The sequence below is a fragment of the Pseudomonas sp. LjRoot71 genome, assembly GCF_964253255.1.
Classification (GTDB): Bacteria; Pseudomonadota; Gammaproteobacteria; order Pseudomonadales; family Pseudomonadaceae; genus Aquipseudomonas.
In genome coordinates, this window is the sequence record NZ_CAXURA020000001.1 from 452029 (window position 1) to 476101 (window position 24073).

Genomic DNA, 24073 nt, shown 5'->3' on the forward strand with positions numbered 1-24073 from the left:
CGGCGGTGAACCCGGCGCAAGATTGGCAACCCCATTATCAGCCTGGCGAATAGCGCGTTACGGCTTCTCAGGCGCACTCGCCGGGATGGGCTTAAGCAGCAAGTTCGGCACGCCCAGGTTGGCTTTGCGCACCGTTTTGACAAAGCCCTGCCAAGGGCGGTCGGTGATGGCAACCAGGCCCAGGTGACCATTTTCACCATCCAGCAGGCGACCGGTAACCGGCTGATCGAGGTACTGGAACCAGTGCACACCGACAACCTGTGGTTCTTCCAGGGCCTTACTGAGAAAGTGCGCATAGGCCGGGCCACGCTCTTCTTCCTTGTAAACCTCGGCCACACCGCCCCAGAAAGGCCCGCGATCACGCGAGCCGAAGTGGAATTCACTGACCATCACTGGCTTGTCCAGCTGCCGCAATGCCGCAAAGTCATAACCTTGCTGCGGTTCACGGGTGTAGAGATTGAAACTCAGCACATCACAGAAGCGTGCGCAGGCACTCACCGCCTCGGGGATGCTGCTGGCAAAACGGCCGCCCAGCAGCAAGTGGTTGGGCGCATGCCAGTCAAGCGAGTCGGCAATGGTCTTGAAGTAGGTTTCCGCGTACAGGCGCAGGAAGGTCTGCATGTCCTGCTCGATGGCTGGAAATTCGGCGCTCGGCAACGGTGCCTGGAACCCTGGATCTTCCATCAGCTCCCAGGCTTGTAGCTCGATACCCCAGGCGCGGGACAGACCATTGTGGTTCCGGTACTTGTCGCGCAACTGTTTGAGGAAGGCCCGCTTTGCCGGCACATCGGTGGTCAGGCGCAACGTGGCGTAAGCCAGGGCATATCGGCCGTTGGGGTCATCCGCCGGGCCGGCCCAGGCCAGCTCGTTGTCGGCGAAGTAACCCAGCAACCAGGGGTTGTCGCGATGGTCACGCGCGGCAATCGCCACAGCCCGTTCGGTGGCCATGGCAAAACGCGGATCGAACGGATCCGGCATCGCGCCCCACCAATCGACACCGGTGCTGATGGTGGCGTAATCGCCACGGATCGACAGCGAGAGGGTGAACGGCATCCGGGCATCGCCAGCAAAAGTCGGCTCACTCCAGCCGCCCAGGGTGTTGAAGCCCCAGGCCTGCAGGCGGTCCTGACTGCGCGAACGCCAGGCGGCGGCGTCAAACTGACCGTAGCTGCGGTGCACGTTGGCCTTGTAGAAGTCGAACCAGCGCCCGCTGGCATAAGCCCGGCCCTGATTGGCACCAGTATCACTGCGGCTATCGGCAGTGCCGGAGTATGCGGCCAGCGCTTCGCCCGTTTGTGGCAGCGCGCTGAACATCGCCTCACGCCCCTCGACATAGGTCGCGCTCTGCTGGGTGGTCACGGCGTTCACGCCCAGCGAGTAGAACGGGTTGCCCTCGGGCGTCACCAGGTACCAACGACCGTCACGTTTTTCCGTACGGAAAAAACCGCTGGCCTCGAACGGCTGACCGCCCGTCCAGCCGGCGAACTTGTCCTGCGCTGGACGCTCGGCCAACCAGCCTTGCAGCTGCTTCTGCTCCTGGCCGATGGCCTGCTGCAGTTGCTCGTCGCTCTTGACCTTATCCGGCCAGTCGGCGCGGGTGAACTGGCCATAACTGTCGACGATGCCGGCATAGGCTGCCGCCGACAGCTGCTCGCTGCTCACCCCAAACTGGCTGATCAGGATATGTTGCGCCGCTTTCGGCTGCGGAATCGACACGGTAACGGCGCTGACCTTACTCAGGTCCAACGCACCACTGACGGTGTCCGCCAGCAACAGACGCTGACCCTTGTGTGTCCAGGGCGGCACACCAGCACGCATGCCCTGATCGCGCGGCGAAGTGGCCTTGAGCGGAATCAGCAGGGTTTGCGCCGGGCCAGCCGGTAAGGCGATACGCGTGGTCAGGCGCTGGCCATCGCTGCTCTCAACCAGTACATCCAGCGTCAGCGCCCAGTCCATGGCATTTTGCAGCCGCAGGCTGACCAACGTCTGCTGCGACCAATCCCAGCTGCCGCTTTGCGGCGTCAGGCGCAGGCTCGGTTGCGCTGCCGGATGGAAGGTCACCCGGCGCAATACTTCGCCCTGCGGGGTCGGTTCGCCAATGCGATTGGGCAGTTCAGCGTCCTGCGTGGTCACTTGTACGGCGTCTAGCGGCCGGACGAAGTTGAACAGCTCCTGTCGCTCCGTGGCCAAGGCTGCACTGCAAAAACCCAATAAAGCTGATACCAGAACGCCCGCCTGCAGCCTGCGCTTAACCTTCACGAACCTCACTCCTCGACTTACAGCATGATCACGACCACTACGGGTAGAGCGCCCGCCGTGGCAACTTGGCTTGGTTGTACAACATGGCCATTGTGGTGTGGCGTTCAGACGTTAGCCAGCGCGACAGGTTCATCGCTCAGCTGATTTCCCGGCGAAAAGGCGGCAAGGCATTGAGAATCGACTTGCCATAACGCTGAGTCACCACCCGCCTGTCGAGCAAGGTAATGATGCCGCGATCCGCTTCAGTCCGCAGCAAGCGTCCGCAGGCCTGCACCAGACGCAGCGAGGCATCCGGTACGGCAATTTCCATGAACGGGTTGCCGCCGCGCGCTTCGATCCATTCGGCCAGCGCGGCCTCGACCGGATCATCCGGCACGGCAAAGGGAATTTTGGCAATCACCACGTGTTCGCAATAGGCTCCCGGCAGGTCGACCCCCTCGGCAAAGCTGGCCAGGCCGAACAACACACTTTCCTCACCGGAATCCACCCGCGCCTTGTGCTTGTTCAGGGTTTCCTGTTTGGACAGGTTGCCCTGGATAAACACCCGCTTGCGCCAGTCTCGCTCCAGGCCATCGAACACATCCTGCATCTGCTTGCGCGAGGAAAACAGCACCAGGGTGCCGCGCGAACCTTCGACCAGCCCCGGCAGTTCGCGAATGATCGCCGCCGTATGCGCGACCGCATCGCGCGGATCGGCGTTCAGGTTGGGCACCCGCAGCACACCGGCGTCGGCGTGGTGGAATGGGCTTGGCACTACGGCAGTGACCGCGACCTTGGGCAAACCCGCGCGCATACGATAACGCTCGAAGGTGCCCAGCGCGGTCAGCGTGGCCGAGGTCACCAGCGCGCCATAGGCAACGTTCCACAGGTTACGCCGCAGGGTTTCCGCAGCAAGGATCGGGCTGGCATTGACTTCGATGTCGAACAGCGCGCCGCTTTCCGCCAGCGTCAGCCAACGCGCCATGGGCGGGCTTTCCTCCGGGTCTTCCGTGGTGAAAGCCAGCCAAAGTTCCCAGTTGCCCTGGGCGCGCGCCAGCAGGCTGCCGAACAGCGGGTACCACTCCTCGGCCTGATGGCTGGCGATACCGACCGTGGCCTCACCATCCATGGCCTCTTTAAGCTGCTCAGTCACCCCGGTGAACAGGTCAGTGAGCTTGGAAAAGCCCTTTTTCAACTCGGTGCCCAGCTCAATCAGGTGGGGCGGCACCAGACCGCCGACAAAGCGATGGCGCGGGCGCTCGCGGCCTTCCATATCTTCACCGGGTTTGAACTCGGCGACCTGCTCGCAGGCGGCGAACATGAACTGCTGCTGGGTTTTGATCTCCCGCGCCAGTTCTGGCACCTGCTCGATCAAGCGCCCCAGATCACCGGGCAAGGGGTGCTGGGCCAGTAGTTTGGTAAGGTTCTTGGCGGTCTGTTCCAGCCAGTCGGCGGTCGAGCGCAGGCGGGTGAAATGAGCGAAATGGCCGATGGCTTTGTCCGGCAGGTGGTGACCTTCGTCGAACACATACAGGGTGTCGCGCGGGTCCGGCAGTACTGCACCGCCGCCCAACGCCAGGTCAGCCAGCACCATGTCATGGTTGGTGACAATCACATCAACCTTGCCCATGCCTTCCCGCGCTTTGTAGAAGGCGCATTGCTGAAAGTTCGGGCAATGCCGGTTGGTGCATTGGCTGTGATCGGTGGTCAGCTGCGACCAGCGCGTGTCTTCCAGTTCTTCCGGCCAGCTGTCACGGTCACCATCCCATTTGTTGCCGGCCAGTTTCTCGATCATCGCGGTGAACAGTTTCTGGCTCTGCTCATCGACATCGATCTTGAAGCCTTCTTCCTCGAACAACTGCGCGGTGGCACTCTGCGCCTGACCTTCCTGCAACAGGATATCCAGCTTGGACAGGCACAGATAACGGCCTCGGCCCTTGGCCAGGGCAAAGCTGAAATTCAGCCCACTGTTGCGCATCAGATCGGGCAAGTCCTTGTGCACGATCTGCTCTTGCAGCGCCACGGTTGCCGTGGCGATCACCAGACGCTTGCCCGCGGCCTTGGCTGTAGGAATGGCCGCCAGGCTATAGGCCACAGTCTTGCCCGTACCGGTTCCGGCCTCGACCGCCACCACCGCCGGCTCGCCGAGGCGGCGACCTTCATCGTCCGTGGTGATCGCGCCCAGCACCTTGGCAATTTCGGCAATCATCAGACGCTGGCCATAGCGTGGCTTGAGCGACTTGGCTTCGAGAAAACGCGAATAGGCACCCTGGATCTGGGTCTTGAGTTCAGTACTGAGCATGGGGTCTTGGCGAGAAAGGCTGGATAAATTTTCAGTGTTTGCAATCGGCGGCTATCATAGCGCGCTAATTGATCCAGCGCTCTGATAGGAGTACCCGCATGACCCCCTATGCCTTTGTCTACAGCCTGCATCTACTTGCCGCCCTGGTCTGGGTCGGCGGGATGTTCTTCGCCTGGATGATCCTACGCCCGGCGGCGGTCGCCGCGCTGGAGGCGCCGGCCCGCCTGAAACTCTGGCTGGAGGTGTTTCCGCGCTTCTTCTACTGGGTCTGGGCGGCGGTGCTGGTATTGCCGATCACCGGCGTTGGCATGCTGCATCTGCGCTTTAACGGCTTCGACAGCGCGCCCCGCTATGTGCACATCATGATGGGGCTGTATATCGCCATGCTGGCGTTGTTTCTGCGTATCCAGGCCCTGCAACTGCCGGAACTGCGCCGCGCGGTGGAAGCGCAAGACTGGCCAAATGGCGGCGCCGTGCTGGGCCGCATCCGGCGACTGGTGGGATTGAATCTGCTGCTCGGTCTGCTGTTAGTCAGTATCGCTGCTGCGCGTCCGAGCTTCTGAATGGCAGCAACCGCTGCCCCAAGGCAGCGGTTGCTGATCGAGCCCGCTTAAAAACGCACCACGTTCAACGCACCGGTCGGCCCTGCTTCGCCAGCACGCCCGGCCTGCCCCGGTTTGCCATCGCCGGCACCCGCAGTGCTGTAGAGCCAGCAGCCCTTGCTGCCCCCCCCTTGACCGCCCGCCCCCGGCGTACCCGGCAGACCACCTGCGCCACCCTCGACCCGTACTTGCAGCGACTCAACCGGGAAGTCCTGCGGTACTTCCAGACGTACCTGAGCACCCGCCGCCCCAGGCTGGCCATCGCCACCATCCAGACCGTCATGACCATGGCTGGCCTCGCCCCAGGTGCAACCGCCAGGCTTGCCGTTCGCACCGGCCAGACCGGCATACCCAGGTGCACCATTACCGCCACGGGCATCAACCAGCAGGCTTTCGACGGTAACAACTTGCAGCCGCAGGCTCAGGTTACGCCCGGGTAATGCCGGTTGTTCACTGCTGCCCTGAGCGCCACGGGCGCTGATCTGCGCACCACTGGCAATCTCTGCCGTCGCAGCTTCCAGGCGCAGCTCGCGCTCGCTGGGCGCAACCGAGAGACGCGCGTCACGCCCCAGACGCAATTGGGCCACACGCAGTTCAGTCACCCCTGCTGGAATCAGCAACGTGCCGTGATCGGCAATGTCCAGACGATCCAGCAACAGCACGCTGGTATTGCCGGGCAGGCGCATAAAGGAATTGGATTCAACTTCGATAACTGCTTCAGCCATAACCAATGGGCTGACCAGCGCAGCAAGTACAAGCCAGTTACGCATTTTCAGCCTCCAGCTGCAGTTCTTCCTGAGGGTGCTCCACAGCGTGCTGCGGCGCAGTAGGCTCATCTGGCAACCCCAGCAACTGGAACACACCGAACAACATGACCTGCACGCGCTCCTGAGCCGGCTTGGCGCTGGTCGCAATGCGCTTATCGAAAAGCCACAGTTCCAGCCCATGCACCAGCAGAATTAACGCACCGGCTGCATGCAGCAGCAGAGCAAAGGGCTGCGCGAAAGGTTGCAGTAGATTGGCCAGTACGACACCCCAGAACAATGCCGTCAGCACTTTTCCCAGCAGTAAAAATGTCTTCATACCCGCCCCAAGCAGTTTTTATTTCGCTGCACCTTAACTGCTTTGGGAGAGTGCTGCTAGAAGGCCAGTAAAAACCATAACGGACAAACGCCCGCACAGCTTTTACTGGTGAATGGAAGCCCTGCCACTGGCAAGCTATTGAGAACCTACGAACGCACAGATCAGGAAATTCTCAACAGCTTGCCAGTGCCGCAGCAGCTTTAAGGTTGCGCCTCGACCTCGGCCTCCACGCGGCGGTTGATGGCGCGTCCGGACTCGCTGTCATTGTCCGCAACCGGCCGCGACTCACCATAACCAACGGAAGACACCCTACTGCTGTCGATACCATGCTGATTGACCAGCACATCGCGCACAGCATTGGCCCGACGCTCGGACAGTGCCTGGTTGTAGGCATCACTGCCAACAGCATCGGTATGCCCTTCAACGGTCGTGGTGGTTTGCGGGTATTGCTTCATGAAATCAGCCAGGCTCTTGATATCTGCCTGACTGTCTTCTTTGACATCGGACTTGTTGAAGTCGAATTTGACATCCAGCTCCACACGAACCGACTCGACAACCTCTATGGGTTCTGAGACAGGCTCAGCCGGCGCGCTTGCATATTCCTTGAGAGGGCAACCGTTGTGGTGCACAGGCGTATTAGGAGGAGTACCGGGGCAACGGTCACGACGGTCAAATACACCGTCATCGTCTTCATCACCGTCCTGGGCATAACAAATCAGCGTGCCGATGACCGCACCGGCCACTGCACCACCTGCTGCCCATGTTGAACTTTCGATTGCGCCCAGACCTGCACCGGTCAGACCGCCAATTGCACTGCACAGGGGCCAGTTCCCTTGGTTGAGCGGCGCATCTCCCGTACTGGAAGTTGTGACGCAACCTGAAAGAACACTGCTGACCAAGAGAATGGGGGCTACCCCCATCATGGATCTAACTCTCATGGTAGAAATCTCCTGTTGTACCGGCTACTGCCGGTAACTTAGGAGTAAAGACCCACCCTTTGAGCTGCACAAGCCGGACCCTCGCGGGCCCGGCCTGTTTTTTTCAGAAAGCCTGGATTCAGGCAATCAAGGACGTGCTTCTACTTCTGCTTCTACACGACGGTTGACGGCGCGGCCATCAGCGGTGGTGTTGTCCGCAACCGGACGAGTCTCACCATAACCTACAGCGTTCACGCGATCAGCGCCTACGCCATACTGGTTGACCAGCACGTCACGCACGGCATTGGCACGGCGCTCGGAGAGTTTCTGGTTGTAGGCATCGCTGCCCACGGAGTCAGTGTGGCCTTCAACCACGGTGGTGGTTTGCGGGTACTGGGTGAGGAAATCGGCCAGGTTCTTGATATCGCCGTAGCTTTCTGGCTTGACCTGTGCTTTGTCAAAATCGAACTTGACGTCCAGTTCAACGCGTACAGCTTCAGCTGGCTCAGCCACAGCCACTTCTTCAACCACTTCCTCAACCACAACAACCTGCTCTTCGCTGGCACCGTGCACCCAGCAATAAGCTGCTGCCAGACCTGCACCGGCTACAGCACCGCCGCCCGCCCAGCTGGAGCTCTCGATTGCACCCAGAGCAGCACCGCCCACACCGCCGATCGCGGCGCAGGTTGGCCAATCCGTTTTTTGCAGCCCGGCACAACCGGTCAAAAAGCTACTCGCGACAATCAGGGGTAATGCTTTCCTGGTGATGCTCATATGTCCGTCTCCTATTGGTAAATCGGTAAAAACCGATACTGACGAAGTAAAGACGCCAGTAACAAAATATGCCAGAGAATATGCAAAGACATTAGTAGCACGATCCGCACTAGGCCGCATTGCACTGGCACGTTAGTCTTTATGCACCCGAGCGAGGACTTTTCATGCCTGCAACCTTGTCATCCCGAACACCCCAACAAGCCCTTGCCGCTCTGCTGGCCCGTTATACACCGCAACGCCTATTGGTCATTGGCAGCCGTGAACTACCGGCGATTGACGCCTTTCTCGCCGCTCACCCGGACTGCCAGATCGCCCACGCCCCAGCTGCGGCACTGCCGGCACAACTGGCGGCTCAGCGCTTTGACCTGGCCCTGGTGGTCGATTGCCTTGAACATATCGAGAAACGTATTGGCCTGCAGTTGCTGGGCGGGGTTCGTAACCTGAACGCCAGCCGCATCGCCGTATTGGTCGATATGGACGCCTGCGAGTGGCAGGAAACCGACTTTTTTGCCCTGGCCTTACAGGCCAGCGAGCGCTTCCAACGGGATGGGCAAACCCTCAACCTGTTTACCTACGACCTGCTCGATTACAAACAGGTACCCGACTGGCTGAATGCGAAGTTCTGGGCCAACCCGGAAAACTTTGGAAAATATTGGTGGTAAACCCATGAGCAGCACACCCTGCCCGTGCGGCAGTGAGCAGTCATTGGCGCAATGCTGCGGCGCTTACCATGCCGGTACACCCGCCCCCAGCGCCGAAACCTTAATGCGCTCGCGCTACAGCGCCTATGCCTTGGGCCTGATTGACTACTTGGTGCGCAGCACATTACCCGCACAGCAAAATGGCCTTGATCAACAGGCCATCCGCAGCTGGAGCCAAAGCAGCACCTGGCTGCGACTTGAGGTAGAAAAAGCAGAAAATATCGCGGGTGATCCCGCACACGCCTACGTCACCTTCACCGCCCACTGGCAAGACAGCAGCGGCGAGCATAGCCACCGAGAACGCTCGGCTTTTGTTGCGCATGCTGGTAACTGGTACTTCATCGACCCGACAGTCGAGCTGAAGACCGGTCGCAATGACGCCTGCCCCTGCGCCAGCGGACTGAAATTCAAGAAGTGTTGCTCAGCCTACTTCTAGCGCAATGGCTGCAGAACTAATCTTGCAGTTTCAGGTGTGAAATGTCCGGTGGTGGCCCTGCTGGGGCCTTTTTCAGCTCACCCATGTCGCTACCTGCGGGGGCCAGGCTGAACTGCGACAAATCCAGAGACGGTGCGGGTGCCGCCGGCTTGTTGTCTTGCAGGTCATCACCCAGCGGGGCAATGCCGAAATCAGGGGCATCCACCTCGGCAAATGCGGCCATGTATTCGTCACGCGGGGCCACCTGCAGGCGCCCTGCCGACCCACTGGCCGCTTGTGCCTGTGCTGTCGCGACGGGTGCGGGAGCAGGAAAAGCAGCTGGCGGTGGGGCCAGCTCTATCTCTTCAATGACCTCGTCCATGTCGGCCACTTCGACCACAGCGCCAGCACGTTCAAGGGTCGAGCGATATTTCTCGGCTCCGGCCTCGTCCAGGTTGCTTTTGATGACGATACGCCGACCGGAAAACAACAGCGCCAAACGCTGCTCATCCGCCTGAAACAGCTTGGCAACGTTGGCTTTTACCAGCTCCAACTGAGCCCCCGGGACCAACTGCGCACTGAAGGCAATTTCGTAGCGAGCCATGGTCATACTCCTGTCCTAATCGTTGCTCAGTATGGCGCAGGTTTTTTTACCGTCACAACAGGTTGCAGCCAAGCACTTGCTTGTTACACTGATGCGTCCTTCGGAGTATGCAATGTTTTACCAGGCGCAAACGATAAGAATTCTCAGCCTATTGATGTTTTTTGGCCTCCTGTCGGGCCTCGGCGGTTGTTCCTCTCCAGGTGATCTCAAATCTCCGGAAGTGCGCCTCGTTAAAGTCGACGTGGTTAAAGCCAAACTGCTGGAGCAGCATTTCACGCTGCGCTTTCGCATCGATAATCCCAACAACTTCAGCCTGCCGGTGCGTGGGATGGATTACACCGTGCATCTGAATCAGGTGAAGCTGGCCGAAGGCGAGTCCAACGTGTCGTTCACCGTCCCCGCCCACGGCCACCATAATTTCTCCATTCCGGTGCGCACCAACCTCTGGCGCCACCTGCGGCAGATCGTCAAAGCGCTGGAAAAACCCGATGAAGCCATCCCTTATCGCCTGCAAGGCGCAGTAAAAACTGGCTGGTTGTTTGGACAGAGCGTGCACATGTCGCGCAATGGCGAGATAATTCCCGGCGATTACATCCCGGAGTAACCCGCATGACCCAGCAAGAACACGTCCACGGCCCTGACTGCAATCACGACCATGATCACGCTCACAACCATGACCATGACCACGTGCACGGCCCCCACTGCAATCACGGCCACCAGGAGCCGGCGCGCAACGCCCTGAAGGACGTTGGCCGCAATGATCCCTGCCCATGCGGCAGCCAGAAGAAATTCAAAAAATGCCACGGCGCATAAGCCGTCAATGAGCAATCCTGGCCTGCTCCTACTGAGCGCCGGCGGCATACTGATCCTCGCGCTAGGCCTGTATGCCCTGCATCTGTGGCGACGGGTCTGGAACCAGGAAAGAGCCCGTAACGCGGCGCTTAGCGCCCAGCGAACACGCCTTGCGGGCGACCTGCAGATTCTCGCCCGTAGCCTGCTCGATGATCAGTTGCCACTGATTGAAGGGGCCATTCGCATCAAGGTGCTGCTGGACAACTGCGACAGCAGCCTTAGCCAGCACCCTCGCTGCGCCGTCTTCCACCAACTGTTTGCAGCCACCGCCGAAGTGCCCACCCACGCCGACTGGAAGGCCCTGGATAAAAGCGTGCGGCGCCAGCACGAGCAGCGTTTCAGTGCGCTGGAGTTGCAGCACAAGGCTGCCGCTCGCGCCACGGCTCGCTGGTTGCTCTACGAAGCCTTGCCGCCATTGCGGCAAAGCGCCTGATTTGCCTGCCGCGCGGCTTGTCAGTTGCATAGCCGCTGGCTAACGTAGTACCTCCGCCCCATATCCGCACATGGCGCCGAAAGGCGCACACCCCACTTGAGCATTTCTACCCGCAAGGAGCCTGCTGCATGCTAGCGCGCGCGTTACGCCCCATGAGCCATTTCAGCCTCGCCGTCATACTCACGGCCATGGTCGCGCTCAGTGGCTGTCAATCATTGCTGAACAGCCGCTACAGCGACAGCGTGCACCCGGACCAGGGCATCGTTCGGGTCAAGGGTCTGGCGCAAAGCGTGGTGATTCGCCGCAACGCATTGGGCATGCCGCTGATCGAAACTACCACCTTCCACGACGCGCTATTCGCCCTGGGCTATGTGCATGCCAGCGACCGCCTCAGCCAGATGGTCGGCTTGCGCCTGATGGCAGAAGGCCGACTGGCCGAAATGGCCGGCCCCGGCGTGCTGGAAATGGACCGTTTCATGCGCGCGGTCAACCTCAAGAAAAGCGCAGAGGTGCTCTATAGCAATGCCTCGCCGCGGATCAAGAAGTTCTTCGAAGTCTATGCCCGTGGGGTCAACGCCTACCTGTTCCGCTACCGCGACAAACTGCCGATGGACCTGGCCGAGTCCGGCTATCGCCCGGCCTACTGGAAAGCCGAAGATTCGGTGCTGGTATTCTGCCTGCTGAACTTCGGTCTGGCGGTCAACTTGCAAGAAGAAATCGCCTCGCTGGTGCTCGCGCAGAAAGTCGGTAGCGACCAACTGGCTTGGCTACTGCCAACTTACTCCGACGAGCCATTGCCGTTTGACGAGGCCGACAAACTCAAAGGCCTCGATCTCAAGGGTCAACTCGCAGGCCTGAATGCCGTTAGCTCAGCTGTCAGCCAATTCGCCGACGCCCATATGCTCGGCGTGGCGGCGTCCAACAACTGGGCCTTCGCCCCGCAACGCACCCGCAGCGGCAAGAGCCTGCTGGCCAACGACACTCACCTGCCGCTGTCGATGCCATCGGTGTGGAACTTCGTACAGATCCGCTCGCCGAAATACCAGGCCGCTGGCGTATCGATTGCCGGCGTACCGGCTGTAGTGGCCGGTTTCAACGGCAAGCTGGGTTGGGGCATGACCATGGTCATGGGCGACAATCAGGACCTGTTCCTTGAGCAGGTCAAGCAGCAAGGCGGCCGTCTGCACTACCTGGCCGACGGTAAATGGCTGCCCGCGCAGGAACGCCAGGAAACCTTCTTTATCAAAGGCCAGCGGCCGATCCGCGAAACCATCTTCGAAACCCGCCACGGCCCCTTGCTGAATTCGGTGTTGGGCGAACGTAAGCACATGCTGCAGCCCATGGAGCTGAGCAGTCGCTACGGTTTGGCCCTGAAAACCACCCAATTCGAAGCCGACAAGACCCTGGACGCCTTCTTCGACCTGTCGCGCGCGCAATCGGTCGAGCAGGCGTTTGAGGCCACGCGCGAAGTCCGCGCCATGCCGTTGAACATCGTGTTTGCCGATGCGCAGCATATCGGCTGGCAAGTGACCGGGCGCTTCCCCAACCGCCGCGCCGGCCTGGGCCTGATACCGTCGCCAGGCTGGGACAGCCAGTACGCCTGGGACGGCTTCGCTGACCCGATGCTGCACCCCTATGACCAGGACCCGCCGCAAGGCTGGCTAGGCACCGCCAACCACCGCACCGTGCCACGCGGCTACGGTATGCAGCTGTCCAACTCCTGGTTCTACCCTGAGCGCGCCGAACGCATTGCCGAACTCGCGGCCACCGGCCGACATGACACCCAAAGCATGATTGCCATGCAGTACGACCAGACCTCACCTTTCGTGGCCAAGCTGCAGAATATGTTCAGCGCACCCGGCATGGCTGAAGGCCTGAAAGCAGCTATCGCTGCCCTGCCTGTAGCCGAACGCAACAAAGCCCGCGAGGCCTATGCTCGCTTGATGAAATTCGACGGCAAGATGGCCGCCAGTTCGGCGGATGCGGCGCTGTACAGCGCCTTCCTCTACCAAAGCGCGCGAGACACCTTCCTCGACGAACTAGGCCCGGAAAGCAGCCCGGCCTGGAAGGCTCTGATCGATACCGCCAACAACTCCTATTCGGCACAGGCCGACCATCTGCTGGGTCGCGAGGACAGTCCGTTCTGGAACGACACCCGCACTGCGCAACGCGAAGACAAACCCGCCATCCTCGCGCGCAGCCTGGCCGGCGCCGTAACCCTGCTGGAAAGCAAGCTGGGCAGTGACCGCACTGCCTGGCAGTGGGGCAAGCTGCACACCTACAACTGGACCACCGAGACCACCCAACTGGCGCAGTACATGAGCGCCAGCCAACGCACCAGCATCAACGCCATCAAGGGCTATCTCGACCGCGGCCCCTACCCGGCCGGCGGCGATCACGGCACGCTGAACGTTGCGGCCTACAAATGGGGGGAGAACTTCGATACCTGGTTGATCCCTGCCATGCGCATCGTGGTTGATTTCGGCCGCGAAGAACCACTGATCGGCCTGAACAGCTCCGGGCAATCCGGCAACCCGGCCAGCAAGCATTACGCTGACGGTATCGATGCCTGGCTCAAGGGCAGCTATATGAGCTTCCCCTTCCAGTCGCAGAACCTCGACAAGGTCTACGGCAACAAGCGCCTGCTGCTGATGCCCGGAAACTGACTCAGGATCAGCAAGCAAATCGACCGTTCGTCGGCAATCGCTGAACCTATTGCGCGATTGCCGCTCAGAGAAAGTGGACTTACTCCACACATCATCGTTTTAGGGCGCCTCTGGCGCCCTTTCTTTTTATAGCGGCCACCCGGCCGTCGCTACGCGGCGTTAAAAAATGCTTCAGGCAACTTTTGCCCGCGACGCTCCCTACCTCACAAAGCCATACAGCTCTAGCGTGCACTTTGCCGCCAGTTCAACGTAAGCTTTGCGCCTTGTTCCAACGCTTGCTGCCATACCCGCCCATTGCCTGCCGCGCGGTTACGCAAGCTACGTGTTCTGCTCCCTGTGAGGACTTTGAAAGATGAGCAACCGCCAAGCCGAAATCGCCGCTGCCCTCGACGTGGTGCCGCCGTTCGCCGACACCGCCGCACTGGTCGCGCAGATCGAAAAGCGCAAAGCCTTTATCAAGCAATGTCTGCGTAACTCCGGACTGAAAGTGCTGGTGCTGGGCATCAGCGGCGGGGTCGACTCGACCACTGCCGGGCGCTTGACGCAGTTGGCCGTCGAGGAGCTGCGCGCCGAAACGGGCGATGCGGCCTACCGCTTTATCGCCGTGCGCCTGCCCTACAACACCCAGCACGATGAGGCGGACGCCCAGACTTCGCTGCGCTTCATCCGCGCCGATGAAGAAGACACGGTGAACATCGCCGATAGCGTTCTCGGCCTTGGCGAGCAGGTCACTCACCTGCAAAAGCTCAGCGACGCCCGCCGCGACTTCGTGATCGGCAACGTCAAGGCGCGTATCCGCATGGTCGCCCAGTTCGCCATTGCCAACGCCAACAACGGCCTGGTGATCGGTACTGACCACGCCGCCGAAGCAGTGATGGGCTTTTTCACCAAGTTCGGCGACGGCGCCTGCGACCTCGCGCCACTGTCGGGCCTAGTCAAAGGCCAGGTGCGCGCCATCGCCCAACACCTGGGCGCACCGGAAAACCTGGTGTTCAAAGTGCCAACAGCCGATCTGGAAGAGCTGCGCCCTGGCAAGCCGGACGAAGAAGCCCATGGCGTCAGCTACGCGGAAATCGATGCCTTCCTGCACGGCCAGCAAGTGCGCGAAGAAGCCTATGCCATCATCGTGCGCACCTATGACGCCACTCGCCATAAACGCGAATTGCCGCTGGTTCCCTGAGTTTCTGAAACCCATGAAAAAGCCGGGCATTGCCCGGCTTTTTCATTAACGCGGTCGATCAAGCCCTGGGCAGGGTCACACCCAACTGGCCCTGGTACTTGCCGCCACGGTCCTTGTAGGAAACCTCGCAGGCCTCATCCGACTGCAGGAACAGCATCTGCGCTACCCCCTCGTTGGCGTAGATCTTCGCCGGCAACGTGGTGGTGTTGGAGAACTCCAGGGTCACATGGCCCTCCCACTCCGGCTCCAGCGGCGTGACGTTGACGATAATGCCGCAGCGCGCGTAGGTGCTCTTACCCAGGCAGATGGTCAGCACGTCACGCGGAATGCGGAAAAACTCAACGGTGCGCGCCAGGGCGAAGGAGTTCGGCGGAATGATGCACACATCACTTTTCACATCGACAAAGCTCTTCTCATCGAAGTTCTTCGGGTCGACGGTGGCCGAGTTGATGTTGGTGAACACCTTGAATTCATCGGCGCAGCGCACGTCATAGCCATAGCTGGAAACCCCGTAGGAGATCAGTCGATCGGCCCCTTCGTTGCGCACCTGACGCTCGACGAAAGGTTCGATCATGCCGTGCTCTTGGGCCATGCGGCGAATCCACTTATCCGATTTGATGCTCATGGCGGGTGTCCTGCTATAGGCGAGATGATGAAAAAGTGAGCGCATCTTACCGGGGCTGGCGGCAGGGTTCAAAGGCTGTTGCGCCAGCCCGCGCGCGCAGTGGAAAAACCACCTATTAATCGGTAAATAACAGAAAGATGCACAGAGCATTCGCGCTTAGCGCTAAAAGCGGGTATGGTGAGCCCACTGTGCTGCATGTGTCACCGCGAATCGCTACCTGATGCCTAGATTTCGATCAAACATCGTCCGACTCCTAGTACTCGTTGCACTCAGTCCCGGCCTGGGCTTTTCCAGGGCTGTTATTACTTTTGTTAGGAGACATTCACATGTCCAATCGTCAAACTGGCACCGTTAAGTGGTTCAACGATGAGAAAGGCTACGGCTTCATCACTCCGCAATCCGGTGACGATCTGTTCGTACACTTCAAAGCTATCCAGAGCGATGGCTTCAAGAGCCTGAAAGAAGGCCAACAAGTGACTTTCGTGGCCACCCGTGGTCAGAAAGGCATGCAAGCTGAGGAAGTTCAGGTTGTATAACCTGCGCTAACCCGCTTGAGAAAAAGCCCCGCCTAGTGCGGGGCTTTTTTATGTTCAGCACATCCATGTGCTTCACCCCTTCGGGGCTGGCTCGCAAAAATGCTCCCGACATTTTTGTGGGCGCTTATTTATCTGCGACCACGGATGTGGCGCACTGACGTGCGCCACATCCGTGGTCAGTCCTCGCTGATCACGATACTCGGCATTGCCTGCTGCGCACCGCCCTGGGCAATCCGCGCACCGACGTTGCGTGCAGTTTCCTGATAAATCATCGCAATCTGGCTTTCCGGATCGGCAATGGTCGTGGGCTTGCCGCCATCGGACTGCATGCGGATGGCCATCGACAGCGGCAGCGACGCCAGCAGATCGACGCTAAACTGCGCCGCCAGCTTCTCACCGCCGCCCTCGCCGAACAGATGCTCGGCATGCCCGCAGTTCGAACAGATGTGCACGGCCATGTTTTCCACCACACCGAGCACCGGGATGTTCACCTTGCGGAACATCTCCACACCCTTCTTGGCATCCAGCAGGGCCAGATCCTGCGGCGTGGTGACGATCACCGCGCCGGCCACCGGCACCTTCTGCGCCAGGGTCAGCTGGATATCGCCGGTGCCGGGCGGCATATCCACCACCAGGTAATCCAGGTCATCCCAGGCGGTCTGGGTGATCAGCTGGATCAGCGCACCGGAGACCATCGGCCCGCGCCACACCACTGGGGTGTTCTCGCCGGTGAGAAAGGCCATGGACATCACTTCCACACCATGAGCCTTGAGCGGCACAAACCACTTCTGGTCCTTCACCTGCGGCCGCGTGCCTTCAGGGATGCCGAACATGATGCCCTGGCTTGGCCCATAGATATCCGCATCGAGAATGCCGACCTTGGCCCCTTCACGGGCCAGCGCCAGCGCCAGATTGGCGGCAGTGGTGGACTTGCCCACCCCGCCCTTGCCCGAGGCTACAGCGATCACGTTCTTCACATTGGCCAGCGCTGGCACCTGATCCTGCGCCTTGTGCGCCTCGATCTCACAATCAATCTGCACTTGCGCGCGCTCAACACCATCCAGGTTCTCCAGGGCCATTTGCAGAATCTGCGCCCAGCCACTCTTGAACAGCCCGGCGGCATACCCCAATACCAAACGCACCTTGACCTGCCCGCCCTGGATATCCACCGCACGCAGGCAACCGGCACTGACCGGGTCCTGATTCAGATGCGGGTCGGTGTATTGGGACAAGGCAGCTTCGACCGCTGCGCGGGTAACGGCACTCATGGACGGCTCCGAAAGGTCGAGTAAAACAGGCGGGTATGATAACAGCAGCCACAGGCTTCAAGCCGCAAGCAACAAGTCAGCGGCGCTTTTACTTGTAGCTTGTAGCTTGTGGCTTGCCGCTTCCTTTATAGTTACCGGCTTCCTAGAGTTACCAGTGCAGCCGATCACCATGAGCCAAGCCCGCAAGATTCTCGTTACCAGCGCCCTGCCCTACGCCAACGGTTCGATCCACCTCGGCCATATGCTCGAGTACATCCAGACCGACATGTGGGTGCGCTTCCAGAAGCTGCGCGGCAACCAGGCCATCTACGTCTGCGCCGACGATGCGCATGGCTCGGCGATCATGCTGCGCGCTGAAAAAGAAGGCATCACGCCCGAGCAACTGATCGCCAATGTGCAGGCTGAACACACCGCCGACTTTGCCGATTTCGGGGTCAATTTCGACAACTACCACTCCACCCACTCGGAAGAGAACCGTGAGCTGTCGGCGGCCATCTACCTGAAGCTGCGCGATGCCGGGCATATCGCCACCCGTTCGGTCACCCAGTATTTTGACCCTGAAAAGGGCATGTTCCTCGCCGACCGCTTTATCAAAGGCACCTGCCCCAAGTGCGCAGCGGAAGATCAGTACGGCGACAACTGTGAAAAATGCGGCGCCACCTACGAGCCGACCGAGCTGAAGAACCCGCGCTCGGCGATCTCGGGTGCAGTACCGGAGCTGCGCGACTCCAAACACTTCTTCTTCAAGCTGCCGGACTTCGAGGCCATGCTGAAGAGCTGGACCCGCGGCGGCGCGTTGCAGGATGCGGTGGCAAACAAGATTGCCGAATGGCTCGATTCCGGTTTGCAGGAGTGGGACATCAGCCGCGATGCGCCCTACTTCGGCTTTGAAATCCCCGACGAGCCGGGCAAATACTTCTACGTCTGGCTGGATGCGCCGATCGGCTACATGGCCAGCTTCAAGAACCTCTGTGCACGCACGCCGGAGCTGGATTTCGATGCGTTCTGGGGTAAGGACTCCACCGTCGAGCTGTACCACTTTATCGGCAAGGACATCGTCAACTTCCACGCCCTGTTCTGGCCGGCGATGCTCGAAGGCGCGGGCTACCGTAAGCCGACCGGGGTTAACGTGCATGGCTACCTGACCGTCAACGGCCAGAAGATGTCCAAGTCGCGCGGCACCTTTATCAAGGCGCGCACCTACCTCGACCACCTCAACCCCGAGTACCTGCGTTACTACTACGCAGCCAAGCTCGGCCGTGGCGTCGACGACCTTGACCTGAACCTGGAAGACTTCGTGCAGAAGGTCAACTCCGACCTGGTCGGCAAAGTGGTCAACATCGCCAGCCGCTGTGCCGGCTTTATCCACAAAGGCAACAACGGTCTGCTGGTGGCCGGCAATGCTGCGCCGGAGCTGACCGAGGCCTTCGCGGCCGCCGCACCGAGCATCGCCGAAGCCTATGAGGTCCGTGATTTCGCCCGGGCCATGCGTGAAATCATGGCCCTGGCCGACCGCGCCAACGCCTGGATCGCCGACAAAGCGCCCTGGTCGCTGGCCAAACAGGACGGCAAGCAGGACGAAGTACAGGCCATCTGCGCACTGGGTGTAAACCTGTTCCGTCAGCTGGTGATCTTCCTCAAACCGGTGCTGCCGCAGTTGGCTGCTGATGCCGAGGCGTTCCTCAACGTCGCACCGTTGAGTTGGGACGACCAGCAAACGCTGCTGGCCAATCATCAACTGAACCCGTTCAACGCCCTGCTAACGCGCATCGAGCCCGCGAAAATCGACGCCATGGTCGAAGCCTCCAAGGAAGACCTGGCCGCCAGCGAAGCTGCTCCGGCGGCATCCGGCAATGGCGAACTGACAAAAGACCCACTGGCCGCCGAGATCGCCTTCGATGCATTCGCCGCCGTGGATCTGCGTATCGCTCTGATCGAGAAGTGCGAATTCGTTGAAGGCGCCGATAAGCTGCTGCGTCTGACCCTGGATATCGGTGACGCCAAGCGCAACGTATTCAGCGGCATCAAGAGCGCCTACCCGGACCCAAGCAAGCTGGAAGGCCGCCTGACCCTTTACGTGGCCAACCTGGCCGCACGCAAGATGAAATTCGGCATCAGCGAAGGCATGGTGCTGGCCGCCGGCCCTGGCGGCGAGGAAATCTACCTGCTCAGCCCGGACAGCGGTGCCAAGCCGGGCCAGCGGGTCAAATAGCCCTGCAACCCGCCAGTGCAGCCGGCCAGGCCCGGTTGCACTAGCCTTATGGCAGCACCGTAGGCAGGCTTGTACGGCCGGTTCGGCTTACCGATAATAGCCACCCTTTTCCTGCGGCCTTTGCCCGTCCACCCACGGAACCCGCAATGACCGAACTCGCCTTGATCATGGTCAGCGCCATCCTGGTCAACAACTTCGTGTTGGTCCAGTTCCTTGGCCTGTGCCCCTTTATGGGCGTTTCGAAAAAAATCGAAACGGCCATCGGCCTGTCGCTGGCCACCACCTTCGTACTGACACTGGCTGCCATGTGCAGCTACCTGGTGCAGCAGTACGTGCTGAAGCCGCTGGATATCGAATACCTGCGCACCATCAGTTTTATTCTGGTAATCGCGGTGGTGGTGCAGTTCACCGAAATGGTGGTGAACAAGACCAGTCCGCTGCTGTACCGCGTGCTGGGGATTTTCCTGCCGCTGATCACCACCAACTGCATCGTCCTCGGCGTAGCCCTGCTCAACGCCAACAAGGCCGAGTTCACCTTTATCACCGCCACTGCCAACGGCTTTGCTGCCGGGCTCGGTTTCTCCCTGGTGCTGGTGCTGTTCGCCGCCATGCGTGAGCGCATTGCGATTGCCGACGTGCCGAAATCCTTCCAGGGCGCGGCCATCGGCATGATCACCGCGGGGTTGATGTCCCTGGCGTTTATGGGTTTTACCGGACTGATCAAGCTATGAGCCTGGTACTGATCGCCGTTCTCGCCCTGCTCGCCCTGTGCCTGGTGGCCGGGGCCATCCTCGGTTTTGCGGCGGTGCGTTTCAAGGTCGAAGGCAACCCGATTGCCGAGCAGATCAACGCCCTGCTGCCACAAACCCAGTGCGGTCAGTGTGGCTATCCGGGCTGCAAGCCCTACGCCGAGGCGATTGCCGGCGGCGACAAGATCAACAAGTGCCCACCCGGCGGCGAAGCCACCATTCAAGCCCTGGCCGACCTGCTCGACGTTGAAGCCGAGCCGCTCGACGCCGTGGAAGGCGAAAAGCCGCAGATGGTTGCCTATATACGCGAAGCCGAATGCATTGGCTGCACCAAGTGCATCCAGGCCTGCCCGGTGGACGCCATCGTCGGCGCGGCCAAACAGATGCACACGGTGATCGTCAGCGAGTGCACCGGCTGCGACCTGTGCGTCGAGCCTTGCCCAGTGGACTGCATCGACATGATCGAAGTGGGCAGCAGCGTGCAAAGTTGGAAATGGGAAAAACCCCTGCTACCCGGCCAACTGATTGCCAGCGACCGGGAGCAGGCGGCATGAGCGCATTGCACAAGGCAGAAGCACTGATCTGGGATATCCCCGGCGGCATTCATCCGGCCGAGCGCAAGGAGCTGTCCAACCGCACGCCGATCCAGCCGGCGCCGCTGCCCAAGCGCCTGACCCTGCCGCTCAACCAGCATATAGGCACGCCTGCAGAACCGGTGGTCGCCGTCGGCGAGCGCGTGCTCAAAGGCCAGCTGATCGCCGCCGCCAATGGTTTTGTCAGCGTGCCCGTGCATGCGCCGACCTCTGGCACCGTGAGTTTTATCGGCCCGCAGCCTTACCCGCATGTCTCGGGCATGCTCGCGCCGGCCATCGTCATCGATAGCGATGGGCTGGATGAGTGGATCGAACTGACGCCACAACCGGGTTATCGCCAGCTGGACAGCAGCACCCTGGTTGAGCTGATTCGCCAGGCGGGCATCAGCGGCCTCGGCGGCGCGGGCTTTCCCACCGCGGTAAAACTCAACGCGCGGCCGACGCAGAAAATCCACACCCTGATCATCAACGGCACCGAGTGCGAGCCCTATATCAGCGCCGATGACCTGCTGATGCGCGAGCGCGCCAGTGAACTGATCAGCGGCATCGACATTCTCGTGCACCTGATTGAACCGGAGCAGGTGCTGATCGGCATTGAGGACAATAAACCCGAAGCCATCGCCGCCGTGCGCAGCGCCCTGAGCGAGCGCAGCTACCAGCTCAAGGTATTCCCCACCAAGTACCCCTCCGGCGGCGAAAAGCAGCTGATCCAGATTCTTACCGGCGTGGAAGTGCCCAGCGGTGGACTGCCGGCGGATATCGGCATGCTCTGCCAGAACGTCGGCACCTGTGTGGCCATCCATGACGCGGTGACGTACGGCAAACCGCTGATCTCGCGCATCACCACCCTGACCGGTGAAGCCCTGGCCCGGCCGATGAACGTCGAGGTGCTGCTCGGCACTCCGGCCGGTGAACTGCTGGAATTTGCCGGCATCGATCAGGGCAAGCTGAACCGCCTGATCATGGGCGGGCCGATGATGGGCTTTACCCTGCCCGACTTTGCTGTACCGGTAATCAAGACCACCAACTGCCTGCTGGCCTCGACCAGCGCCGAGCTGCCAGCGCCGCCACCGGCCATGCCGTGCATCCGCTGTGGTGAGTGCGCCGAAGCCTGCCCGGCCAGCCTGCTGCCGCAGCAACTGCATTTCTTCGCCATCGGCCAGGAGCACGAGCAGCTCAAGGCGCACAACCTGTTCGACTGTATCGAATGCGGCGCCTGCGCCTATGTCTGCCCGTCGAGCATCCCGCTGGTGCAGTACTACCGCGCGGCCAAGGGCGAGATTCGCGAGCTTGAGCAGAAGCAGCTCAAAGCCGAACAGTCGAAACAGCGCTTTGAACTGCGCCAGGAACGCCTGCGCCGCGCCGAAGAGCAGAAAGAAGCCGAACGCCAGGCCCGCGCCACCAAAGCCGCGCAAGCCAAAGCGGCCCAGACGCAAACCACACCGGCGACAGCGGATAACGCTGCACCAACCAGCAAGCCCAGTCTGAGCGATGAACAGAAGAAGCTGAAGATCGAAGCCAGCATGGCCCAGGTCGCGCTGAAAAAGGCCGAGAAGCAGCTGGCCACCCACGCCACTGCCGAGCTACAAGCCCAAGTCGATGCGTTGCGCGACGCAGCAGCCGCCGCGCAACAGGCCCTCGACAGCGCCATGGCCGTCACCCCACCAGCAGCACCAACCGTGGACGATGGCGCGCTGAAAAAAGCCAAAATCGATGCCGCCATGCTGCGCGCCCAGGTGCGCAAACTGGAAAAACTCGATGCGCCAAGCGACGAGCAGCAAAGCGAATTGCAGCAACTGCGCAGCCAGCTGGAAACCGCCGAAAAACTGCTGGCCAGCCTGGAAGCCCAGGCACCCGTCGCTGCCGCGAAAGCGCCTGATGCAGACACACCCGATCCGCTGAAAAAAGCCAAGATCGAACTGGCGATGAAACGCGCCGAGCTGAAAAAGGCCGAGAAAACCGGCAGCGATGAAGCCACGCTTGGCAGTTTGCGCGAAGCATTAAGCGCCGCTGAGCAGGCCCTGCACCAGGCCGAGGATGCATCCGGCAAGCCGGCTCCCGAGCTGGTGCGCACCGACAAGAAGCCAATCGACGAAACCACCCGCGCGTTAAAGACCGAAGTGGCCTTTGCCCGCGCCGATCTGCGCAAGCTGGAGCGTGATGACAGCAGTGCAGCCGACGCCCTGGCGGCCGCACGTCAACGCCTGGCCGATGCCGAACGCCAATTACAGGAACACGCAGGCAGCTGATAAAAAGCCCTGTGTAGCCGACTCAACGACCGGAGCGCCAATGGCCCTGCCCCGTATCACATCGCCCCACGCCAAGGGCAGCAACCGCACCCAGCAAGTGATGCTGCAGGTGCTGCTGGCTACGGTGCCGGGCATTCTCGCCCTGACCTGGCTGTTCGGTGCCGGCACCCTGATCAACCTGCTGTGGGCCAGCGTCTGTGCCCTGGGTTGCGAAGCCGCCATCCTGGCGCTGCGCAAACGCCCGGTGCTGTTTTTCCTCAAGGACTACAGTGTGCTGGTCACAGCCGTGCTGCTGGCCCTGGCGCTGCCGCCCTATTCACCCTGGTGGCTGACCCTGGTGGCCACCGGCTTTGCCGTGGTGTTCGGCAAGCAGCTGTATGGCGGCCTCGGACAAAACCCGTTCAACCCGGCCATGCTCGGCTATGTAGTGGTGCTGATTTCCTTCCCGGTGGAAATGACCAGTTGGCCAACACCGCATGGGATCGGTCTGCTTGAGGGTCTGCAGCAGATTCTCGGTATCGCCAACCTGCCCGATGGCTGGGCCCAGGCCACTGCCCTGGATGTGCTGAAAATTAATAAAAGCCTGACCATCGACGAGTTGTGGACACAAAACCCCGCATTCGGGCATATCGGCGGTTCGGCCAGTGAACTGGTCAATCTGGCCTTCCTCGCCGGCGGCCTGTATCTGCTGCACAAGCGCCTGTTCACCTGGCATGCACCGGTGGGCATGCTCGCAGCCCTGGCCTTGATGAGCCTGCTGTTCTGGAATGGTTCAGGCTCGGACTCCAATGGCTCGCCACTGTTTCATCTGCTGACTGGCGCGACCATGCTCGGTGCCTTCTTTATCGTCACCGACCCGGTCAGTGGTGCCACCAGTAACCTGGGCCGGCTGATTTTCGGCATCGGCGTTGGCGTGCTGGTCTATGTGATTCGCACCTGGGGCGGCTACCCAGATGGTGTGGCGTTCGCCGTGCTGCTGATGAACCTGGCAGCCCCGACCATCGACTACTACACGCGGCCGCGCACCTACGGCCATCGCAAGCCGACGCGCGGCTTCAAGTTGGGAGAGTGACT

At 60.8% G+C, this 24073-nt stretch carries 22 protein-coding genes and 1 pseudogene; 14 read left to right on the top strand and 9 right to left on the bottom strand.

From position 1 onward, the window contains the following. Positions 1-57 precede the first annotated feature (57 nt). Both ACSQ17_RS02225 and dinG read right to left on the bottom strand, forming a co-directional pair. Positions 58-2259, bottom strand: coding sequence for a beta-agarase (locus tag ACSQ17_RS02225; protein ID WP_436067408.1), 2202 nt, complete (start codon positions 2257-2259; stop codon positions 58-60). Between the two features lie 136 nt (positions 2260-2395). After that, positions 2396-4540 carry an ATP-dependent DNA helicase DinG gene (gene dinG / locus ACSQ17_RS02230; RefSeq protein ID WP_436067409.1) on the bottom strand — a complete coding sequence of 715 codons (2145 nt, stop codon included), beginning with the start codon at positions 4538-4540 and terminating at the stop codon, positions 2396-2398. Positions 4541-4638: 98 nt separating this feature from the next. On the opposite strand from dinG, the gene ACSQ17_RS02235 reads away from it, so the two are divergent. Continuing rightward, positions 4639-5103 carry a CopD family protein gene (locus ACSQ17_RS02235; RefSeq protein ID WP_436067410.1) on the top strand — a complete coding sequence of 155 codons (465 nt, stop codon included), beginning with the start codon at positions 4639-4641 and terminating at the stop codon, positions 5101-5103. A 47-nt stretch (positions 5104-5150) separates the two neighbouring features. Here the strand turns inward: ACSQ17_RS02235 and ACSQ17_RS02240 are convergent, their stop codons facing one another. From ACSQ17_RS02240 to ACSQ17_RS02255, 4 genes and pseudogenes are all read right to left on the bottom strand, one after another. Next, positions 5151-5912, bottom strand: a complete 762-nt coding sequence (locus ACSQ17_RS02240; protein WP_436067411.1) for a collagen-like protein — start codon at positions 5910-5912, stop codon at positions 5151-5153. Then, positions 5905-6225: a DUF1145 domain-containing protein gene (locus tag ACSQ17_RS02245; RefSeq protein WP_436067412.1), complete on the bottom strand. Its 321-nt coding sequence runs from the start codon at positions 6223-6225 to the stop codon at positions 5905-5907. The genes ACSQ17_RS02240 and ACSQ17_RS02245 overlap by 8 nt, the downstream gene beginning before the upstream one ends. 200 nt (positions 6226-6425) lie before the next feature. Next, positions 6426-7148, bottom strand: coding sequence for an OmpA family protein (locus ACSQ17_RS02250; protein ID WP_436067413.1), 723 nt, complete (start codon positions 7146-7148; stop codon positions 6426-6428). A 141-nt stretch (positions 7149-7289) separates the two neighbouring features. Next, positions 7290-7643, bottom strand: a pseudogene (locus ACSQ17_RS02255) (OmpA family protein); the annotation flags it as partial. Positions 7644-8080: 437 nt separating this feature from the next. Here ACSQ17_RS02255 and ACSQ17_RS02260 point away from each other — a divergent pair. Together ACSQ17_RS02260 and ACSQ17_RS02265 are read left to right on the top strand one after the other, a co-directional pair. Further along, entirely contained in the window at positions 8081-8578 is a 498-nt protein-coding gene (locus ACSQ17_RS02260) for a DUF6231 family protein (RefSeq protein ID WP_436067414.1), read from the top strand. 4 nt (positions 8579-8582) lie between these two features. Then, a complete protein-coding gene (locus ACSQ17_RS02265; RefSeq protein WP_436067415.1) occupies positions 8583-9053 on the top strand; it encodes a YchJ family protein in 471 nt (156 codons plus the stop codon). 16 nt (positions 9054-9069) lie between these two features. Here ACSQ17_RS02265 and ACSQ17_RS02270 read toward each other — a convergent pair whose 3' ends face one another. Then, positions 9070-9636, bottom strand: a complete 567-nt coding sequence (locus ACSQ17_RS02270) for a hypothetical protein (protein WP_436067416.1) — start codon at positions 9634-9636, stop codon at positions 9070-9072. Positions 9637-9748: 112 nt separating this feature from the next. Here ACSQ17_RS02270 and ACSQ17_RS02275 point away from each other — a divergent pair, with 112 nt between their 5' ends. The 5 genes from ACSQ17_RS02275 (at position 9749) to nadE (ending at position 14767) form a co-directional block, all read left to right on the top strand. After that, positions 9749-10240, top strand: coding sequence for an LEA type 2 family protein (locus ACSQ17_RS02275; protein WP_436067417.1), 492 nt, complete (start codon positions 9749-9751; stop codon positions 10238-10240). A 5-nt stretch (positions 10241-10245) separates the two neighbouring features. After that, positions 10246-10449: an SEC-C metal-binding domain-containing protein gene (locus ACSQ17_RS02280; protein ID WP_436067418.1), complete on the top strand. Its 204-nt coding sequence runs from the start codon at positions 10246-10248 to the stop codon at positions 10447-10449. Between the two features lie 7 nt (positions 10450-10456). Next, the gene (locus tag ACSQ17_RS02285; protein ID WP_436067419.1) at positions 10457-10921 is read left to right on the top strand and encodes a DUF2489 domain-containing protein; all 465 of its coding nucleotides are present in this window, start codon (positions 10457-10459) and stop codon (positions 10919-10921) included. A gap of 152 nt (positions 10922-11073) precedes the next feature. Beyond that, positions 11074-13587 carry a penicillin acylase family protein gene (locus ACSQ17_RS02290; RefSeq protein WP_436067420.1) on the top strand — a complete coding sequence of 838 codons (2514 nt, stop codon included), beginning with the start codon at positions 11074-11076 and terminating at the stop codon, positions 13585-13587. A gap of 352 nt (positions 13588-13939) precedes the next feature. Further along, positions 13940-14767 carry an ammonia-dependent NAD(+) synthetase gene (gene nadE, locus ACSQ17_RS02295; protein ID WP_436067421.1) on the top strand — a complete coding sequence of 276 codons (828 nt, stop codon included), beginning with the start codon at positions 13940-13942 and terminating at the stop codon, positions 14765-14767. 58 nt (positions 14768-14825) lie between these two features. Here nadE and dcd read toward each other — a convergent pair whose 3' ends face one another. Then, the gene (gene dcd / locus ACSQ17_RS02300; protein WP_233686065.1) at positions 14826-15392 is read right to left on the bottom strand and encodes a dCTP deaminase; all 567 of its coding nucleotides are present in this window, start codon (positions 15390-15392) and stop codon (positions 14826-14828) included. Between the two features lie 326 nt (positions 15393-15718). On the opposite strand from dcd, the gene ACSQ17_RS02305 reads away from it, so the two are divergent. Beyond that, complete coding sequence (locus ACSQ17_RS02305) at positions 15719-15928, top strand: cold-shock protein (protein WP_004423761.1); 210 nt, start codon at positions 15719-15721, stop codon at positions 15926-15928. Positions 15929-16104: 176 nt separating this feature from the next. Here the strand turns inward: ACSQ17_RS02305 and apbC are convergent, their stop codons facing one another. Then, positions 16105-17196, bottom strand: a complete 1092-nt coding sequence (apbC, locus tag ACSQ17_RS02310) for an iron-sulfur cluster carrier protein ApbC (protein ID WP_436067422.1) — start codon at positions 17194-17196, stop codon at positions 16105-16107. Positions 17197-17365: 169 nt separating this feature from the next. On the opposite strand from apbC, the gene metG reads away from it, so the two are divergent. The 5 genes from metG to ACSQ17_RS02335 all read left to right on the top strand — a co-directional run bounded on the left by metG (position 17366) and on the right by ACSQ17_RS02335 (position 24071). Next, positions 17366-19408, top strand: a complete 2043-nt coding sequence (gene metG / locus ACSQ17_RS02315) for a methionine--tRNA ligase (protein WP_436067423.1) — start codon at positions 17366-17368, stop codon at positions 19406-19408. Between the two features lie 146 nt (positions 19409-19554). Beyond that, complete coding sequence (rsxA, locus tag ACSQ17_RS02320; RefSeq protein WP_090252381.1) at positions 19555-20139, top strand: electron transport complex subunit RsxA; 585 nt, start codon at positions 19555-19557, stop codon at positions 20137-20139. Next, a complete protein-coding gene (gene rsxB, locus ACSQ17_RS02325; RefSeq protein ID WP_436067424.1) occupies positions 20136-20711 on the top strand; it encodes an electron transport complex subunit RsxB in 576 nt (191 codons plus the stop codon). Before rsxA ends, rsxB begins: the two co-directional genes overlap by 4 nt. Next, positions 20708-22999: an electron transport complex subunit RsxC gene (gene rsxC / locus ACSQ17_RS02330; RefSeq protein WP_436067425.1), complete on the top strand. Its 2292-nt coding sequence runs from the start codon at positions 20708-20710 to the stop codon at positions 22997-22999. Before rsxB ends, rsxC begins: the two co-directional genes overlap by 4 nt. A gap of 40 nt (positions 23000-23039) precedes the next feature. Next, a complete protein-coding gene (locus ACSQ17_RS02335) occupies positions 23040-24071 on the top strand; it encodes an RnfABCDGE type electron transport complex subunit D (RefSeq protein ID WP_436067426.1) in 1032 nt (343 codons plus the stop codon). Positions 24072-24073: the final 2 nt, after the last annotated feature.

Bases quoted from the DNA above. Each gene is read 5' to 3' on its own strand.
- ACSQ17_RS02245 (WP_436067412.1), bottom strand. From the start codon at position 6,225: ATGAAGACATTTTTACTGCTGGGAAAAGTGCTGACGGCATTGTTCTGG.
- ACSQ17_RS02265 (WP_436067415.1), top strand. From the start codon at position 8,583: ATGAGCAGCACACCCTGCCCGTGCGGCAGTGAGCAGTCATTGGCGCAA.
- ACSQ17_RS02235 (WP_436067410.1), top strand. From the start codon at position 4,639: ATGACCCCCTATGCCTTTGTCTACAGCCTGCATCTACTTGCCGCCCTG.
- ACSQ17_RS02240 (WP_436067411.1), bottom strand. From the start codon at position 5,912: ATGCGTAACTGGCTTGTACTTGCTGCGCTGGTCAGCCCATTGGTTATG.
- rsxB (WP_436067424.1), top strand. From the start codon at position 20,136: ATGAGCCTGGTACTGATCGCCGTTCTCGCCCTGCTCGCCCTGTGCCTG.
- ACSQ17_RS02270 (WP_436067416.1), bottom strand. From the start codon at position 9,636: ATGGCTCGCTACGAAATTGCCTTCAGTGCGCAGTTGGTCCCGGGGGCT.
- rsxC (WP_436067425.1), top strand. From the start codon at position 20,708: ATGAGCGCATTGCACAAGGCAGAAGCACTGATCTGGGATATCCCCGGC.
- metG (WP_436067423.1), top strand. From the start codon at position 17,366: ATGAGCCAAGCCCGCAAGATTCTCGTTACCAGCGCCCTGCCCTACGCC.
- ACSQ17_RS02275 (WP_436067417.1), top strand. From the start codon at position 9,749: ATGTTTTACCAGGCGCAAACGATAAGAATTCTCAGCCTATTGATGTTT.
- ACSQ17_RS02250 (WP_436067413.1), bottom strand. From the start codon at position 7,148: ATGATGGGGGTAGCCCCCATTCTCTTGGTCAGCAGTGTTCTTTCAGGT.
- ACSQ17_RS02290 (WP_436067420.1), top strand. From the start codon at position 11,074: ATGAGCCATTTCAGCCTCGCCGTCATACTCACGGCCATGGTCGCGCTC.
- ACSQ17_RS02335 (WP_436067426.1), top strand. From the start codon at position 23,040: ATGGCCCTGCCCCGTATCACATCGCCCCACGCCAAGGGCAGCAACCGC.
- ACSQ17_RS02260 (WP_436067414.1), top strand. From the start codon at position 8,081: ATGCCTGCAACCTTGTCATCCCGAACACCCCAACAAGCCCTTGCCGCT.
- rsxA (WP_090252381.1), top strand. From the start codon at position 19,555: ATGACCGAACTCGCCTTGATCATGGTCAGCGCCATCCTGGTCAACAAC.
- ACSQ17_RS02305 (WP_004423761.1), top strand. From the start codon at position 15,719: ATGTCCAATCGTCAAACTGGCACCGTTAAGTGGTTCAACGATGAGAAA.
- ACSQ17_RS02280 (WP_436067418.1), top strand. From the start codon at position 10,246: ATGACCCAGCAAGAACACGTCCACGGCCCTGACTGCAATCACGACCAT.
- ACSQ17_RS02285 (WP_436067419.1), top strand. From the start codon at position 10,457: ATGAGCAATCCTGGCCTGCTCCTACTGAGCGCCGGCGGCATACTGATC.
- apbC (WP_436067422.1), bottom strand. From the start codon at position 17,196: ATGAGTGCCGTTACCCGCGCAGCGGTCGAAGCTGCCTTGTCCCAATAC.
- dinG (WP_436067409.1), bottom strand. From the start codon at position 4,540: ATGCTCAGTACTGAACTCAAGACCCAGATCCAGGGTGCCTATTCGCGT.
- nadE (WP_436067421.1), top strand. From the start codon at position 13,940: ATGAGCAACCGCCAAGCCGAAATCGCCGCTGCCCTCGACGTGGTGCCG.
- dcd (WP_233686065.1), bottom strand. From the start codon at position 15,392: ATGAGCATCAAATCGGATAAGTGGATTCGCCGCATGGCCCAAGAGCAC.